Annotated in this window: 17 protein-coding genes; 6 read left to right on the forward strand and 11 right to left on the reverse strand. The window is 44.4% G+C overall.

All coding sequences use genetic code 11. The annotated features are described in order from the left end of the window. A complete protein-coding gene (locus F6K53_RS14415) occupies nucleotides 1–195 on the forward strand; it encodes a hypothetical protein (protein WP_293066547.1) in 195 nt (64 codons plus the stop codon). Nucleotides 196–321: 126 nt separating this feature from the next. Here the strand turns inward: F6K53_RS14415 and F6K53_RS14420 are convergent, their stop codons facing one another. The 4 genes from F6K53_RS14420 to F6K53_RS14435 all read right to left on the reverse strand — a co-directional run bounded on the left by F6K53_RS14420 (nucleotide 322) and on the right by F6K53_RS14435 (nucleotide 3,249). Beyond that, entirely contained in the window at nucleotides 322–966 is a 645-nt protein-coding gene (locus tag F6K53_RS14420; protein WP_293066549.1) for a DUF3365 domain-containing protein, read from the reverse strand. Between the two features lie 209 nt (nucleotides 967–1,175). Next, nucleotides 1,176–2,015 (reverse strand): cytochrome c3 family protein, encoded by an 840-nt coding sequence (locus F6K53_RS14425; RefSeq protein WP_075900243.1) that lies wholly within the window; start codon nucleotides 2,013–2,015, stop codon nucleotides 1,176–1,178. Then, nucleotides 2,012–2,656, reverse strand: a complete 645-nt coding sequence (locus tag F6K53_RS14430; protein WP_293019230.1) for a cytochrome c3 family protein — start codon at nucleotides 2,654–2,656, stop codon at nucleotides 2,012–2,014. Before F6K53_RS14430 ends, F6K53_RS14425 begins: the two co-directional genes overlap by 4 nt. A gap of 29 nt (nucleotides 2,657–2,685) precedes the next feature. Next, nucleotides 2,686–3,249: a globin family protein gene (locus tag F6K53_RS14435; RefSeq protein ID WP_075900247.1), complete on the reverse strand. Its 564-nt coding sequence runs from the start codon at nucleotides 3,247–3,249 to the stop codon at nucleotides 2,686–2,688. 531 nt (nucleotides 3,250–3,780) lie between these two features. On the opposite strand from F6K53_RS14435, the gene F6K53_RS14440 reads away from it, so the two are divergent. Next, nucleotides 3,781–4,980: a HEAT repeat domain-containing protein gene (locus F6K53_RS14440; protein ID WP_293081175.1), complete on the forward strand. Its 1,200-nt coding sequence runs from the start codon at nucleotides 3,781–3,783 to the stop codon at nucleotides 4,978–4,980. Nucleotides 4,981–5,381: 401 nt separating this feature from the next. Beyond that, complete coding sequence (locus F6K53_RS14445) at nucleotides 5,382–5,981, forward strand: PAS domain-containing protein (protein ID WP_293066557.1); 600 nt, start codon at nucleotides 5,382–5,384, stop codon at nucleotides 5,979–5,981. 176 nt (nucleotides 5,982–6,157) lie between these two features. Here the strand turns inward: F6K53_RS14445 and F6K53_RS14450 are convergent, their stop codons facing one another. The 7 genes from F6K53_RS14450 to F6K53_RS14480 form a co-directional block, all read right to left on the reverse strand. After that, complete coding sequence (locus F6K53_RS14450) at nucleotides 6,158–6,310, reverse strand: hypothetical protein (RefSeq protein WP_293066560.1); 153 nt, start codon at nucleotides 6,308–6,310, stop codon at nucleotides 6,158–6,160. Then, nucleotides 6,300–6,506, reverse strand: a complete 207-nt coding sequence (locus F6K53_RS14455) for a type II toxin-antitoxin system HicB family antitoxin (protein ID WP_293019222.1) — start codon at nucleotides 6,504–6,506, stop codon at nucleotides 6,300–6,302. Before F6K53_RS14455 ends, F6K53_RS14450 begins: the two co-directional genes overlap by 11 nt. A gap of 302 nt (nucleotides 6,507–6,808) precedes the next feature. Then, nucleotides 6,809–7,063 (reverse strand): AbrB/MazE/SpoVT family DNA-binding domain-containing protein, encoded by a 255-nt coding sequence (locus F6K53_RS14460; RefSeq protein ID WP_293071342.1) that lies wholly within the window; start codon nucleotides 7,061–7,063, stop codon nucleotides 6,809–6,811. Nucleotides 7,064–7,360: 297 nt separating this feature from the next. Then, the gene (locus F6K53_RS14465) at nucleotides 7,361–10,810 is read right to left on the reverse strand and encodes a CHAT domain-containing protein (RefSeq protein WP_293071341.1); all 3,450 of its coding nucleotides are present in this window, start codon (nucleotides 10,808–10,810) and stop codon (nucleotides 7,361–7,363) included. Further along, nucleotides 10,807–12,096, reverse strand: coding sequence for an AAA-like domain-containing protein (locus F6K53_RS14470; RefSeq protein WP_293081178.1), 1,290 nt, complete (start codon nucleotides 12,094–12,096; stop codon nucleotides 10,807–10,809). Before F6K53_RS14470 ends, F6K53_RS14465 begins: the two co-directional genes overlap by 4 nt. 88 nt (nucleotides 12,097–12,184) lie before the next feature. Continuing rightward, complete coding sequence (locus F6K53_RS14475) at nucleotides 12,185–12,520, reverse strand: XisI protein (RefSeq protein WP_075900259.1); 336 nt, start codon at nucleotides 12,518–12,520, stop codon at nucleotides 12,185–12,187. After that, nucleotides 12,508–12,924 carry an element excision factor XisH family protein gene (locus tag F6K53_RS14480; protein ID WP_293071339.1) on the reverse strand — a complete coding sequence of 139 codons (417 nt, stop codon included), beginning with the start codon at nucleotides 12,922–12,924 and terminating at the stop codon, nucleotides 12,508–12,510. Before F6K53_RS14480 ends, F6K53_RS14475 begins: the two co-directional genes overlap by 13 nt. A gap of 308 nt (nucleotides 12,925–13,232) precedes the next feature. On the opposite strand from F6K53_RS14480, the gene F6K53_RS14485 reads away from it, so the two are divergent. The 3 genes from F6K53_RS14485 to F6K53_RS14495 all read left to right on the forward strand — a co-directional run bounded on the left by F6K53_RS14485 (nucleotide 13,233) and on the right by F6K53_RS14495 (nucleotide 16,861). Then, a complete protein-coding gene (locus tag F6K53_RS14485; protein WP_293071338.1) occupies nucleotides 13,233–13,445 on the forward strand; it encodes a hypothetical protein in 213 nt (70 codons plus the stop codon). 499 nt (nucleotides 13,446–13,944) lie between these two features. Next, a complete protein-coding gene (locus tag F6K53_RS14490) occupies nucleotides 13,945–15,846 on the forward strand; it encodes an iron uptake porin (RefSeq protein ID WP_293019212.1) in 1,902 nt (633 codons plus the stop codon). A 625-nt stretch (nucleotides 15,847–16,471) separates the two neighbouring features. Then, a complete protein-coding gene (locus F6K53_RS14495) occupies nucleotides 16,472–16,861 on the forward strand; it encodes a CVNH domain-containing protein (RefSeq protein WP_293019211.1) in 390 nt (129 codons plus the stop codon). The last annotated feature ends 135 nt before the right edge of the window (nucleotides 16,862–16,996 follow it).

Here is a 16,996-nt window from a genome sequence, read left to right on the forward strand (position 1 = left end):
GTGGCTTTTCGGTTAAACCTATTTTGTAAGCATTCAGCAGTCAGCAGTCAGCAGTCAGCAGTCAGTAGTCAGCAGTCAGCAGTCAGCAGTCAGCAGTCAGCAGTCAGTAGTCAGCAGTCAGCAGTCAGCAGTCAGCAGTCAGCAGTCAGCAGTCAGCAGTCAGCAGTCAGCAGTCAGTATTTGGGTGATAGCTGATAGCACCTCAAGTAGCGTGCGCGTAGCGCTAATCGCTGATAGCTGATAGCTGATAGCTAATAGCTGATAGCTGATAGCTGATAGCTGATAGCTGATAGCTGATAGCTCACACATTTACCCTAAAAATTAGGTGCCTTTTAGAGGCAGATTAATGATGATGCCACCCATGACTTCGCCCATCTCAAAGACTTTGTCGGGATAGCGCTCTTTGTGTACAGGATGGGTGTTGTGGCAAGTGATACAGGCTTCAGCGACAGCTTTATCAGGGTAGACGGCAGAATAATAGGTTGTACCGGCAATTTCTTGATAGTCTTTGTAAGGCTCACCAGTTTCAACCACTTCTGCCATCGCTTTCTTTTCAAATTCAGATTTTGGCGCTTGGTTATCGTTGATATTCCAAGGGGAAATTAAGCCGTAGGTAAACTCTCCTTTGTCAGCAGCAATCTCTGCTCCTAGACGGAACATCTGAGCTGGTAGCGGAATACCACCAGTTTGTTGCCAACCTTCAGTGGCTTCCGCATCAACTACTCCCTTTGGCTTGTCTTTACCTTCTAATTTCGTCAAGCGGTTAATGACGTGCTTGGTGTAAGCGGTGCGGTCTGCTAACAGCACGGTATGGATATAATCCACAACTAGTTCTGGAGCAACACCTCCAGCTTGCTGACTGGAACCGCCGCCACAAGCTACAACAGTGACGCAAATCGCTAAACCTAAGGCAATTAATCCCACAGCTTTGGTTTTCATGCGATGTAGCAATGTCTTGATTGCCATGATTTCGTATCTCCTCTCGTTGTATTTAATTGGTATGACGTGGCTATGACGTAGCTATGACTAGGGCTAGGAATGATTAGCGTTAGCTAGTAGCGTTAATTAGTAGCTTTTACTACTAGTAGCGTTAATTAGTAGCGTTAATTAGTAGCTTTAGTTAGTAGCTTTAACTACTAGTAGCGTTAATTAGTAGCGTTAATTAGTAGCTTTTACTACTCTTCAGCCTGACTCGACCGTTTCTTCTCAAATGCACGAACTAGATCAAAGGTTTCTAGCTTCAGGGTAGGAGGTTGAGAAAAGTTTTCCTCCACTAGCTCATCGTCGAAGATGCTGTTATAGCTATACTCGACGCTGTGACAGTTCATACAAACTTCCTTAACCATGCGATCGCGTGGTTTAAGAGTAAACGTATTGTTGTGATTAACGACAATTGTGTTTTCTGTATTTTCCAGCTGCTGACGAGGTAGATGACAGGTAGCACAGGTCACCGATTCACCATTAGGTCTGGGTAAGGTGCCTTGGTCAGCAAATAGTTGGGCATGCTTTGAGTTTTGATAGTTGAGGGAGTGGCTGTCATTATGACAGGTCAAGCAGGAATCTACAGAGGCTTGCCAGGTATCTACAGAATGGACATTGTGACAGCTGTTGCAGTTCATTTGCTTGTCCATCGCTGACTCTTTCATCGGCAAATGAGCCATTGCTGGTGTCAAGGGAGATAGTCCTTCTGAGATCCGAATGCCATGCTTACCATACAGAAACGTTTCAACCGCTACCTCATGGCAACTTTGACAACTTTCCTGGGTTGGTTTAACCACTAATTCTTTAGTGTCAGAGTCTTGGTGACAGCTAGAGCAGTTAACGTCTGCTAAGGCATGAGCACTGCCTTGCCACAACTGATTAATCTCAACTAATTCCGCTTGGGAAAGCGATGCAGCGGCGTCTTTGGGCACACCCCCATTGGCTACATCAATAACGTTGTTTGCGTTACCTCGGATAGCGCTGACCAATACCAAGCCAATTAGGACGAGTACAATGGCAATCAGTTTTTTCATGACTCGCTCCCCAGGAATTCTTCACCTAAATCGGGAGTAGGCGCTTCTTCTAATTCCCCAGTAACTGTCCGCTCCAACAGTACAGGTTCTGGCAACATCGGCAACTGATCGATATTCTGACGCAGGAATCCTGTAGAGATGGAGCGGTGGTCGTGGAAGTTATGACAGCCTGCGGTCCAGCAACCATCCCGAGTAAATCCTGTATGACTGGCTAAGTCACCGGTGATGATGCCTTCATGGCAAGCCATACATAGGTCTGGCTTTAGGTGAACTCCTCGCCCAAACATATGGACGTGTTCGTTATGACAAGCAGTACAGGTCAGTACATCTATCTTGGTTAAAAGTTCAGCCCAACGGGGGTCACGGAACTTTTTAGCTCCGTGAGCATCTGCTGCCATTTCCGCTTCGTGACAGCGCATACAGGTTTCGTTGGTGACCGGTTTAAACCCCTCATGACAGGAGTTACAGGAGACCTCAAACAAAACATGCCCCTCCGAGGTAGTGCCAGGAAGGAACACACTGCGATGATCTAACGCGAAGGCAGCGGTTAACCACGTTAGTAGGATCACCATCACACCGATGATGACTACCTTGGATTGGAGAATAGTGGGCTTAAAAAACTTACCCAGATTGCTTGCCATTTATTTTTAACTATTTACAACCCCATGGCTTACAAGAGCATGGCCAGGATCAGGGTAACAATTGCACCAGCTCCAAACACTCCACCGAATAATGGCCAGTTAATGTTGGTTTCCGGCACCTCATACTGTTGGGGGCTGGCTGTTGTCGCCTCTGGTTTTGGGGAATCTAACTCCACTTCTTCAGAGGAATAATCCGCACCATCCAACATGATGGTGGTAATCGCTCCGTAGGCATCTACCCAGGCTTGCTTGACCTCTGGTGTCCAATCCGCACCCAAGTATTGCTCAAAGGTTTTTAGGAGGCTATTGCCCACTAATGGATAATGTTCTGGAAGCGCTCCATACTTAACATGTCTCGCTCCTAGTCCTTTGAGGGCTGCACCGAGGGTATCTGGTTTGCGTAGATTTTCTACTACCAGTACCAAGGAAGCCAGCAGTTTTTTCTGTTGCGCCACCATATCTGTGGTATCGAACAGAGGCTGGGCGGCTGGATAATCGGTGAATAGATTTTCGTAGAAGCTGGCTACAAATTCTGTAGCGCGAGGCTTAACCTGATCAAAGCTTTGTTCTAATAGTTCAACTTGTAAAGACATTGTTCTATATTACTCCGTGTGATTTACATGTTATTTACATGGGATTTAACTGTTAGTTTGGCACCCAGCACCCGATAATTACTTAAGCCCACTTCTGGGTTGGGGTTATTGAGGTTGAGAGCTTGACATCCGCTAAAGGTAGATGCCCAGTGGAGATCACCTCCCACCAGGCAGGATTGTAAAGATGTCTAACTGTGTAAGGTTCCCACTGACTAACTGACTAAGTCGATGTGATTAGATCAATAGTCCATATCGAGATCTAACGATAGGTTTCACAATTGGGAAACATCGTAGCTTTGGTTACAAATAATTTATAAAAATGAATAGTATGCATTAAACTATTGCATGTAATACATTTTCGATTTGATAATTAGGCTTTGGTTGGAGAACGCTTAAATTAGAGTCCGATATTCGGGTCGGAAAATCAGCTGTTCGTCGGATCAGTCTCCTCTGTGATCGAGATAGTAGTCAAATGCACTTAATTTGGTTGGTGCAGTTAATTTTTTATTGCCGTGAGGCAACGATTAAACAATGCTGAACATTTTAAAACAAGCCAGTCTTGCTGGACAGCAGGAAAATTTTTCATTACTAACTCACCATCTTCAGCAGTTGTCCTTAGGGAAAAATGGTCAGACACAGCAGCGGTTAAATGATGAAGAGTTTCAGCTAGCCTTGAGTCTGGGATTACAGGTGCTCAAGAGTGGGGATTTTCAAGAAAAATGGGATTTAGTAAAGGTGCTACCAAAACTGGGGAAAGCTGTTATTGCTCCGGTGATCAGCATCCTAGAAGATGAAGCACTAGATTTGGAAGTCCGTTGGTTTGCTGGTCGAATCTTAGGTCAGTTTGATGACCCGGCAGTTGTGATGGTGTTAGTCAAATTGCTGAAGGATGGTGAGGATGAAGAGTTAGCCTATATGGCAGCTGAGGCACTGGCAAACATTGGGACTTCAGCAGTGGCGGCTTTAAGCTGTTTCCCAGAATCCCCAGAGGCCAGATTATTGGCAGTGCAAGCCCTGGCTCATATTCACCGTCCGGAAGTGATTGAGCCATTGCTGAGTGTGGTTAATGACCCCAGCTGGGAAATACGGGCTACTGCTATTGAAACCCTCAGTAATTTTCGCTCACCTTCAATTACTCCAGTGCTCCTGAACGCCTTAAGCGATAATGTGGCAGCGGTGAGGAAAGAAGCGGTGATTGGTCTAGGGTTACTACGCACTCTGTTGCCAGATTTAGATCTAGTCAAGCGGATTAAACCATTGCTTTATGACCTGAATTTGGAGGTTTGCCACCAAGCTGCGATCGCACTCGGGCGTTTAGCTACCTTGGACGCCCATCAAGCGTTAGTTAAGGCACTCCAGTCACCACCTACACCAATCACTTTACAAATCGAGATTGTCCGTGCTTTCAGTTGGGAGTTTACTACCAATTCCCTACAACAGTTGCAAGCAGTGCTGAGGTCGGCACCCACACCAGTCTGTCGGGAAATCATTAGCGTCCTGGGGATGGTAGAGTCAGACTATTTGAAACCCAAAGCAGCTGAGATTTTGATCGACTTTTGTCAATCAGGGCAAGTGGCTACGGAAAATCAGCAAATCAAACAAACCCTAGCTATGTCCCTAGGACAATTAGCTCAATGTGAATCAATACCATTACTGAAAGACTTGGTGGCAGACTCAGATCACTCCGTGAGCTTGCATGCGATCGCAGCCCTCAAAAAATTCCCATTGTAAATTTTGATTGTAAATTCCCAGTAAATTCCCATTAGTCTAGGTGCGTCAAGCCTTCAGGGCCTACCGTTGCTAACGCTTGCATTTTTTTGTGCTATACTCTATACTTGTGGTTTAATTCAGAAGTGGGCTACCCCTTAACTCAAATCCCTAAGGCGGATTTTGATTGAGGAAAGCCGATCTGAGCCATCCATAGAGAAAACAGAAAAATCAATAAAAAGCAAAGATATTGCGGAGCAAGCGTGGTTTATTAGCCAATTCTGGGCGTTTGCTTCATGATTTTGCCACAAAAATTTGCTAGCATCAAGTACACTCGCGAACCCTAGGGGACGATTTGGCAGAAGGCCGTTGAGTAGTCCAGCCTCAATTGTTCCTAGACTTGCTCTGTGGATGGAGAAATACGAGTGAATATAAACGAAGATCCCGTATTCAAAGCACTTCTGAGTTCACTGAACACAAATCCAGGCTTTGACTTTACCAAGCACGAGATTCCAGCTCAAAAGTGCCTCAAACTTGAATCACTAGATACTAAGCAATCCTCTCTACAGCCGGAGCTGCTCTATGCTGCTCTAGAGGAACTCTCTACGGGTCTTGAGGAACTCAGCGAGAAGTATGAGGCTTTGCAAGCGGCTTACGCTGTGTTACAAGCACAGCAAAAACACTACCATAATTTGTTTGAATTGGCTCCTGAGGGTTACCTGGTAACCAATGCTCAAGGAATTATCCAAGAAGCAAACTATGCAGCGGCTAGTCTACTCAACGTACAGCAGTATTATCTGGTCGGTAAACCGCTGATGAGCTTTATCAGTGAAGCTGAGTCTAATCGGTTCCACCACCAACTCCACCAGCTCCAGGAATTGCAAAAGCTCAAGGACTGGCAAGTGGTGTTGTGTCCACGGCAAGGTAAACCTGTAGCGGTTGATATGTCTGTATCTGTCTGTTGTGACCCTCAAGGCAATGTTGTTAGTATCCACTGGCTGATACTCCATGTCACTGGGTTCTAGAACTGCTAAAAGAACTTGAAGTTAAAAACATCAGGGCTCTACAATGCAGTTTTAGCATTACCGTTTCTCTGGAATTGAGCAAACCCCTGAATAAGATCATCAATTAACTAGCACAGATGGCTGATTCTAGCTATTCCGATCTTTTTCGATAATCAATTAACGTCTCTGAGCCTCTATTAACCGATTAGTGTGGCGGGAATCGGGAATCGGGAATCGGGAATCGGGAATCGGGAATCGGGAATCGGGAATCGGGAATCGGGAATCGGGAATCGGTAAAAAATACTGTTTACCTGATAGGTATGAAAAATGCTGTAACTATCAGACCACAATTTGTTGTATACCGACAAATTCTGTTTCAAAGGTTAACTTTTCATCTTCTAGCAGCATTTCAATTACTTCTCGCAAATTTTCCTTTAATTCGTCTAAGGTTTCTCCCTGAGAATGTGCGCCTTTAAATCCTGGAATATAACCAACGTAGAGATTGGTATCCAAATCTCGCTCAACAATTGCAGTAAATGTTTTCATGAAATTATATTTTTTAATTTAATAAGATGTTAACAGTTAGATTTTGATTAAGAGGATATCTGAAAAGTTTTTTGATATTGAATTTTGCCCCCCTAGCCCCCCAATTCTGGGGGGAACAAGAATCATTTTGCTGGTAAAAGTCCCCCGCCCCCCTAGCCCCCCAATTTTGGGGGGAACAAGAATCAATTTGCTGGTAAAAGTCCCCCGCCCCCCTAACCCCCCAATTCTGGGGGGAATTAGCGGATGCTTCGCTTTTTTACAGATGGGGATTTAAGGGGCTTGGATGTAGCAAATGAGACTTCTCAGACAACCTCTAAGCTAATATTGGCTCTCTCAGAGATGGCGCTTTCCATGTCTTCGAGGGTAGCTGGTACTTTACCTGGTCGATGCAGGATCCCTGACAAGGTTTCCACTGGAACATTGAGAGGAAACATTTTCACTTGACCGTCTTCGTCAATAACGAACTCGACTCTACTACCGCTGACAAGGTTAAGATGCTCCCGAATTTCTTCGGGGAGAGTGATTTGCCCGGTATCGGTGACTGTTGTGCTGAACATGGCTAGGATGGTTGTGATTAAGCTTTTACTGATAGTTTAACAAACCAATAAACTATTTTCATAAGGCATCTAAGTCGATTATCCTGTATTTTATAGGCTGTCGAAATGTTCTTAAAGTAGACGATAGATGAAACGATAAATATGGCATTGATGAATATCAAAATGGTTTGACCATAAAGGGAGATTTTTTGATAGCATTATTTGGAGCAGTGGAAAGCTGATCAATTCCTATATATTTTATTTTTTTGGATAGCTCTAATCAAGAATTACCGAAACTAACATCCTTGTCATAGCTCCTTAGCGCCAGTCACCGATTAGAACAAAGGGTGCCCAGTAATTGGGATGACTGAATGGATCATTTTTTAACAGAGTTAACTGAGCACGGCGCAGGGCTTCAGCTTTGGTAACGTTCCGTTGAGTGAATTCTTGGTAAAACTGAACCATAAGCTCAGCAGTGGATTCGTCGTTAACAGCCACCAGAGTGCCCAGGATACTGCTTACTTTAGATCTTAGGGCTAATCCCGCTAATCCAAAAGGTGTTTGATTATTCCCTACAGCACCTCCACAACTACTGAGCACGAGTAATTCAATCGGGTCGAATTTTTCCTGTTCTCTTGAACCCAGTAACTCCTCAAAGTCCTTGGCTGTAATTTTTTTGTCCCAAGCCAATATAAATGTATCTTCTGAAGAAAACTGTCCATGGGTTCCCAAGTGAACTACAGGGAAGGAAGAGGAGTTAAGTGCGTTTTTCAGGGCTGTACTAGTGAAGCTCTGATTGAGTAGAACTGAACTCGGTATCATTGAGCTAATTTGTTCTACCTCCTTCTCAACTCCAGGTGATGATCCAAAATATTGGCGGCCTCCAAAATCTTGGCGACCTTGAGAAACTCCAGCAATCAAACCTCTTAAAGGTCTGTGTACCTGGGGCTGAGGCTCTAGTATCTGTAAACCAGGGGTAACAGCAATGGCATATTTTTCTACTAAATACTGCTGACCATCGTGGAGAGCTGCTATAGGAATATCTCTTAGCCCAATATTTGGCACAAATACGAGAGTCTTGATGCTGCTTTTAGCTAATTCAGTTTCTGCTGGTTTAATAAGCCATTTGTAAACTTGATTTCGATAAGATCTCAGACGTCGCCATGGACTCAATAATAGTCGTTGCATATTCTTAAGCGTTTCCTCAACTTCTTCTGCAGATAAAGGTGTTGAGTAGCGGTGCAATGGTTGACCGGGCAAGTGAAGAATTACTTCTAACCGGTCGTCCAAAATAATAGGATAGATTACTGCTGCTTGGGAATCAATCTGATCAATTTGGATTAGATTAGGATTCAAGGGAACTATCTCACGGAAGTTATTGAGTTGAGTCAAATGGAGAGATTCAATAACCTGACGAACTTTTATCAGAGTTTGCTGGTTAGAGCCAGTTTCTTCAGAATCTAAAAGTGACCCAATAAACTCCTGATAAACACTCTCTACAATTTCTCCAAAATAAACCCGTATAGCTGGATTTATCCTAGTTAAATCACTACCTACTAATTGGATAGTATCAAAAGCTTTGGCGTAAGCAGACGATGCTCCTTGAGTATCTCCTTGAGCTGCGAGTAAACGAGCTTGGGTATTTAAAGATTGGGCAAGAAGAGCTGAGTGTTCTAGAGAGTTGATCTTATCTGAATTTGCTAATAGTTTCAAACTTTCTGAAACTGCCTTCTTGGCCTGATCAAACTCCTCAAGTTGCTGATAAGCAATGGAAATATTGCTCAGCAGCATGGCTTGTTTGAGTTCATAATCTTGAATCTGAAAGGACAGAGCGGCTTGTTCCCAGGCTCTTTCTGCCTTAGAGCGCTTATTGGCTTTGTAAAGTTCTCCACCTAGTTCAGATAGCTGCGAGACATATTTAACTTCTTCCTTTGCCTGGTCACGTTCTATTTTGGCAGAATCAACCTGGCGATTCGCTTCTAGCACTCGAATTGCTGCTATTTTTACAGAAATCCCAGCTCCCAATAACGCTAAAATTAAGACACCCAACCCGAAAAGCATCTGTCGTTTTGCTTTCCGATTCGCCTCAGTTAGTACCAGATTTATCTTCTGGGCAGCTTCCCTATCTTTCCTCTCTCTCTCTAATTCCGCATCTCGTTCTTTTTGAGCGATTTGCTCCTCTATCTGCTTTTTCTCACTTGCTGCCAGAAACTGTTGATCCTGATAACTTAAATTCTTACCCTTTGCCCAAGCTTGAGCATTCTTTAGAGTTTGACCGCGCAACAATAGTGACTGATCCTGACAATCCGACGCCACCCAAGCCCTAAAGGCTTCCGAATAGGGACGTAACTGGGCTAATTCTTGGTTAATCCAGTGCTGATTAAAGACTTCACGGTAGATCGGGTTATAGACTTTAAGAACTGGAGACGATCCAAGTCTGTGCTTGACCACTAACCCAGATAACTGTAACTTCCCCTCCTCAAAACTGTTATTAGCAACTACTTCCCCCTGCTGCCACACCTGCTGATACAATTCCAACAAATAGGCAGCCCGTTGCTCATTACAAAGAATGCGATCGCGTATAGTCTTCAAGTGTTCTGGTTCATCGGTAGCTTCCCAGTTGTCGATAAAATGCGATCGCACTAACCTCTCAATCCACTCCTTCTCCCTCTCCCCCCTTGTTAAGGGCTTCTCAATCCATACCTTCTCCCTCTCCCCCCTTGTTAAGGGGGGTTGGGGGGGATCCAAACTTGTCAAGGGCTTCTCAATCCATGCTTTCTCCTTCTCCCCCCTTGTTAAGGGGGGTTGGGGGGGATCCAAACTTGTCAAGGGCTTCTCAATCGATTCCTTCTCCTTCTCCCCCCTTGTTAAGGGGGGTTGGGGGGGATCCAAACTTGTTAAGGGGGGTTGGGGGGGATCCCAACACCCAGAACTCACCTTCTCAATCCATACCTTCTCCCTCTCCCCCCTTGTTAAGGGGGGTTGGGGGGGATCCCAACACCCAGAACTCACCACCAACTGACAAAGCTTTTGAGTAAGAAACGGTTGTCCTCCTGTCCACTTTACTATCTCCTGGATCACAGCCTGGGGGTTACTGACATGTCCCTCCAATCCCTTGACTAACGGCTCAACTTCATGGAGTTGAAAGCCATGTAACTCAACAGCTCGTCCAATATTAAACGGGGTGCGGTCTTTATCTGCTATTAAATCCCCTGGTGTCGCCACCCCCAACAGCACAAAACTGATGCGATTATAAGCAGAATTTTCCGCCCGTTTGTTATAACAGGCTCGAATTAGGGCAAAGAAGTCATCTTTAAACGCCAGTTGCAGAACGCTATCAATTTCATCAATAAAAATAACAATCCGTTCGGCAATTTGGATCAGTAATACCTCTTCGATAAACTCTCGAAAAAGCTGTACTGGGGGAATATCTTTGTGCTCATTGAGCCAGCTGCGAAATGATAATTTATCCTGGAGACCGAATCGGTTAATCAGAGTTTTGGTTAAGCCGCCATACCATTTCTCTGGGGTAACCTGTTGGGTTCCTAATTCCGTAATATCAATTGATGCACAAGCCACTCCCTGGTTTTGCAGCCGTTTCATGGTTCGCACTCTCAGGGAAGACTTCCCCATTTGGCGGGAATTCAAGACATAGCAAAACTCTCCAGCCAGCAACTGCTGATAAAGTTCCCCATCAGCGGTACGCACCACATAAGTAGTAGCATCCGGTGGTAGGCATCCCCCAACCTGATAGGCTCCTGTACTCATAGCAGTTCTCCAAGGCGGTCTCTAAAATACAGTCGATATAAATTACAACTGAGCCTGACCTGATTGCCCTGCTTTTTGACTAGCCCCATGCTGTACAACTTATAGGCTGCGATCAAGTCCAGATGCACAGGAGCGTTAGCATCAATGACCTGTAACAGTGCTTTGGCCAAGTCTGGGTGTGGTTGCAGCATCCGCCACAGATGTCGCAGGTGGTTAGCGTAGATGCCAGCATCTGTAGGAGCGGCTTGCAACAGTTGCGCTAGGGAGTCATTACCGTTGATTTGGCAGTGAGATAAGGCTTGCTGTACTAGATCAGGATGACCTCCCACCATCTCCATCAGTTGCTCCACAAGGGATTCACTCCAATCCTGTCCATGTTGTCGGGCTAATTCCTGGACTTGTTGGGGGGTAAATTCTGGTAATTCAATGGGCACTCCCACATTAAACGGGGATTCATTAATATTGAGGGGAATATAAACGTCTGTGGAATGGACAACCACCAACCGCAACCGTTTCCAGACCTGTTCCACTTTCCCCCGTTCGTGCCACGCCCTCAGCAATCCCAAAAATTCTGAAGCTACCTCAGGGTAGGGAAAAACTCGGTCTACTTCATCGAGACATAAAACCACGGGAGCGCCAGCTTCAGGCAGAAGATAGTTCTCAAAGTATTCGGTACAATCCACTTTAGCCGTGGAAAAGTCTTCATCCCAATAGTCTCTTAACCGATTCGGTATCTTCAAGGTTTGGCCAACACTGATACAAAACCACTTGAACAATCGATCGACATCGGTCAAGTCATTGCTATGGGCTAAGTGGAAATTTACATAGGCCTTTCGGTAGCCCTTCTCCGCAAACTGATCCAACATTCTCACCATCAGCAATGTCTTCCCCATCAGCCTCGGGGCTTTAATCCTGACCAACGCACCGGGACCTAAAAGGGCTTGATAACAAGACTGTTCAATGGGAGGACGTTGGACATAAATCAATGAAGAGTCTTCTTCAGGGCAGTGTGTGATCACTACCTCTGAGTTTATTGTTCCATGGGCTGACGTATCATTAGTATTTTCGTCAAAGAATGCTATGGCGTTCCAGTCTTGCCCCAGTTTTTCACTAATTTCTTTGAAATTCAGGTTATCTACAGGTCTGCCATTGAGATAATTATTGACGGTTGATAGAGATATCAATAACTCGTCAGCTAGGTCTTTCTGGCGAGGGAAACCGTTGCGTTGAACGGCTAGTTTGACCTGGTCAATATACTCTGGGCGAACTCTCAGTGAGCGTGGCATGGTCTAGGTGAGATGAGCTACTCAAACTATAACGCTCTTTCCTAGGGACTTAGCCCAAGTCAGTTACAACTCAGGCATAACTCACCTTTTATCCTACGGCAAATTCTGTCAACTTACGTGCATTGGGGTCATGATAACCGATGACAATTTCTGACTTAGGTACTCCTAATTCTACGAGCTCATTGGCTACACCCACCTCAGTACCATCATGTTGAATCCAGATTTTTCCTCCTTTAATATCAATATGGATCAACGAACCACAAACTCGGCGGTCACCTTCCCAGCCAACTGTTACTAGTAAGTAATGATCATCGTTGTGGTCAAAAACTGTAAATTGTTCAATCTCACCATAAGAAGGTACAAACTGTTTATGTCGATCTAAAACCTGCTGAATCCATTGCCGATACTGGTTCAATCGTTCCACTGTACAACTACCTCCTCGTCTGGGTCAAAAACTACTAGTTTTACCTTGTACTCTTTTACGCTTAACTGTCCTAGCTCCTCAAGAAAAAAGTTGCGATATACTTTACTCGGTACGGCTAGAAAAAGTACTCTACCTGGCTCTTTTACCTTTAAAACAACGCGATAATTCATAAATTGTCCGAGTGCAGTGTGAAATTCTGAGGTAGTAGAAGGTGCTAAAAAACTCTTGACCTCTACAGCAATTCGCCTCTGATCTTTTTGAGCAGCAATTAAACGTTCTGCTCCTAAGTCTACCTCAAGACGACCAGATGATAGTTCTAGAATTAGAGGGTCATGAGTAATAGTCCAACCGTCCTTGTTGAGAGCTGTTTTGACTACTTCATGGTAAAAGTCCTTAGCGGCCATAAAAGTGCATGATTATAAGAGGTTAGTAATTTTATATATAGCTAATGTTGGTGCTATATTATCGTAAATAAAAATGAGATTTTACCATATTATGCTCAGAAAATTTGGGGCTGATAAATGTCATTACTTAGCTCTCCACTTAATCGCTCGCTCAAAAAAAGTGGTACACTCTAAGTATACTAGCCAAACTATATTCAATTTTTATATTGACCAAAAATCAGAGGGCGTAAGCCCTCTTTGCTTGTGAGTTAGCCCAACTCAAGTACAACTCACGCATAACTCACTTCCGCCTGTTTCTCTATTCCCTGTTGCTAGCTTGCCTATTCCCGGTTCCCTTGGCTAATGCGATCGCATTGGCAATGGCCACGCCAGTTACTCCCCAAACCCAGACCCCACACCTGAGTCTGTTTCCCGATTCCCGATTCCCGATTCCCGATTCCCGATTCCCGATTCCCGATTCCCGATTCCCGATTCCCGATTCCCGATTCCCGAATTTAATAATTGTTTATTGTTACTTATAATAGTATTAATTAAAATAAATATTTATAATATATCAAAAATTTGGATTACAGCGGTTAAACCCGATTTAATATCGGATTTTATTGTCATAATTACATCGATACTATGCTCTAATCCCATAAAGCCAAAATTTTTTGTATTAAAAAATACAAACAAAACCTCCATCCAAGGTAATTCTTAAATCGGTAAAGTTAATCGTCTCTTAAACTATCCCTTGATCAAAAACTGATCAAAAATGGCTCAAATGAGACTAAGTCAGGACAAACGACCATGACGGTATCGGAAGATGAGCAGAAGAACTACCAGAATTCTGAAGCTGGTATTTCCTGATCTGTTATCTCTGTGTGCCATATTGTCATCAATTTGTCATAAATTAGTGACATACCTAAAAAGAGACCGTAGTCGTGTTGACTTGATCCAGAGGTGCGACCCGTGGCGAATTTAATAATTAGATCCGGAAAGCGCACCTATCAAAACCCTGATTGTGTGTGAGGAAACCCTGTGAACAGATCAAAAAATTTGTGGCTCTCTGTGCTAAAATCGCCCACCTTGTTTGTTGGGGCAACCCTATTGATTTCATCCTCAGCAGTAGCAGCAACTGAGGAAGCTTTGCCAGAAGAGACAATCTCTCAAGAATCCGCTGTCAACCCTACCACTACAGTAGAAACACTGACAGTAGAAGCACTCCCTGAGGTCACCTCCCTAACTCAGTCTGTTCTTCCCTCTGATCTACCATTAGTGGCTGATGCCTCTACTGGGCATACGGTTGATATCAGTAATTCCAATAGTGATTCTGCTATAGAATCAGTTACCTCATACGGTGATGGGGAAACTGCAGAAGATGACTTGATGGGACCGGTGACTGGTGTTTCTCAACTAAATGGAGAGATTGTAGAAGATGACTCCATGGAACAAGTCACTAATGTGTCTCAACTCAGAGATGTTTCCCCTGGAGATTGGGCTTATGAAGCATTACGCTCTTTGGTAGAACGCTACGGCTGTATTGCTGGTTATCCTAATGCTACCTTCCGAGGTAACCGAGCCTTGACTCGCTACGAATTTGCTGCTGGTTTGAATTCCTGTTTGAACCAGATTGAGCGTTTACTGGGGGGCGTTACTGGAGATTTTATCACCCGTGAGGACTTAGAAGGTCTGCAACGGTTAATACAGGAGTTTGAAACAGAACTGGCTACCCTAGGGGCACGAGTAGATAACCTAGAAGGACGAGTAGCGTTCTTAGAAGACCATCAGTTTTCCACCACCACTAAACTCAAGGGTGAGGTGATCTTTGCTCTAGCTGATGCCTTTGGAGGGGATGCTGATGATGTTCAGACCGTTTTTCACAACCGGACTCGTCTCAACTTCTTAACCAGTTTTACCGGTAAGGACATGCTCCAAACCCGTCTCCAGGCTGGGGATGCCCCAACTTTGATCACAGGGGCTGGTGGTGAACTGGCCGGAACTCAAGAAGGTCGCTTTACCTACGATGGACCGAGCGGTAATGACGTTATTATTGATATCTTGCGCTATAAGTTCCCCCTAGGGGATAAAGTAACGGTTCAACTGTTGGCTAACCGAGCACTGCATCACTATTACGTCGATACCGTTAACCCTTTCTTTGAAGGTCGTGCTGGTGGTTCCAATGCTATTACCCGTTTTGCTGAACGTAATCCCATCTATCGGATTGGGCCATTCGGTGCTGGGGCTGCTCTTGCCATCAAGCCCATCAAGGATGTTCGGATTGATTTAGGTTACATCTCCAACACCGCTAGCAATCCTCAAGAAGGCCAGGGTCTATTCAATGGCAACTTTTCTGCGATCGCTCAGTTGGTCTATGGTAGTGATTTCAAAGTTGGATTCACCTACATTCGGGGTTACGAAAATAATGCTGATGGACGACCCCGTTTAATCCTAGGGGGTACTGGCACGGCCCTGGCTAATCTCAATCCAGCAGCCTTGGGGAATGCTACCAGTTTAGACAGGGTTAACTTTGATACAGCAAGAGTGGAAAGTAACTCTTTCGGTGTTGAAACCTCTTTGAGACTTACCCCCAACATCGTACTCAATGGCTGGGCAGGCTACACCGATGCTGAGTTGATTGGCTTGGGTGATGCTGAAATTTGGAACTTTGCTGCTGGTATCGCTTTTCCCGATTTGGGCAAAAAAGGTAATCTGGCGGGAATTTTTGGTGGTGCGGCACCAACCCTCAGAGGACTGGATTTAGATGATGGCAACAGTAACTTTGACAATGATTTTGCCTACCAGGTTTCAGCGTTCTATAAGTATAAACTCAACAACAACATCTCCGTTACTCCTGGTGTAGTTTGGCTTTTGAATCCTAACCAAAGTTCTGACAATGATGACGTGGTGATCGGTACCCTCAGAACCACTTTCACCTTTTAAACTTTAGGCTCGACGTCCGGCGCTCGACCCACCTATGGTTGGTGAGCGTCGGTATCAAAGCTTTTAGGGAAATTTGGCTGGAAATTTTACTAGGAAAATTTTATTACCGAGCAAGCCTCCTCACCACTGTCATCCGTTTGCTTACAAGAAGTGGGACCCCAAAACCTCCATAGCCTCACTATCGGTAGCGATCCCTTGAAGGCGCTAGCCCTTCAGGCTAATCGCGAAGCGGGACCCCAAACCATCCATGCCATCGCCACTGACCAATTCATGTTTTGAGAAATTTGTCAATTTGTAAAATCTAATACAAATTCGCCACTTTCACCCCTTTGGGATTCCCTGTTGAACCCTAGGCTAGGCAAAGGGAAAGGCCAAAGCGTCCATGCCATCGCCACTGACCAATTCATGTTTTGAGCAGTTTGTCAATTAGTAAATTTTGATACAAATTTGCAGGATTATAAGCACTTTTCGATCTAGATAGTGAAGTATTGACCACCCAGAAATTTTTAACTAGATTTGATTTGTAAGCCTAAATCAGGGTTACCTGACACCATGCGGCAGATTTATTAACACGCTGCAATGGTTTTTAGATGCTAGTTAGTTTCCATTTTTGGAGTTAATGATCATGAAAGGTCTTTTGAAGACAATTGCTTGTTTTCTGTTTACCGTGGCAATCTCCTTTGGTGTATTGGCCAATAATGCTTTTGCAGGTGACTTTAGCCGCAGTTGCTCTGTTCCCCATGTTAGTGATTCTGAGTTATGCGCTTATTGTTACACGGCCCATCATGATTTAAACTACACTTGTATTGACCTGAACCCTTACATTGAAAATCTTGATGGTAATCTTGTCTGGCAACCTTACAACTTCATTGAGACTTGCCAGGATACTTACATCTCCGGTGAAAGTATCATGAATGCTAAGTGCCAGAAACGTAATGGAGACTTGAATGAGACCAGCATTGATCTAGATGAGCACATTGCCAACGATGATGGCAATCTCGTATACGAGCCATAGATAGAATTTATTGAATTCTGTCTGGTGAGCATCCCTACCAAATAGTGGCTAGCTGTGCTCAATCAAAACTCAACAATTAGTTGAATTAGTAATGGGTGAAACTGCCAATTTTGGTCGGTTTCACCCATTACTAAT

Origin of the sequence: Moorena sp. SIO4A1, from assembly GCF_010672065.1 — a bacterium.
In the GTDB taxonomy this organism is placed as follows: Bacteria; Cyanobacteriota; Cyanobacteriia; order Cyanobacteriales; family Coleofasciculaceae; genus Moorena.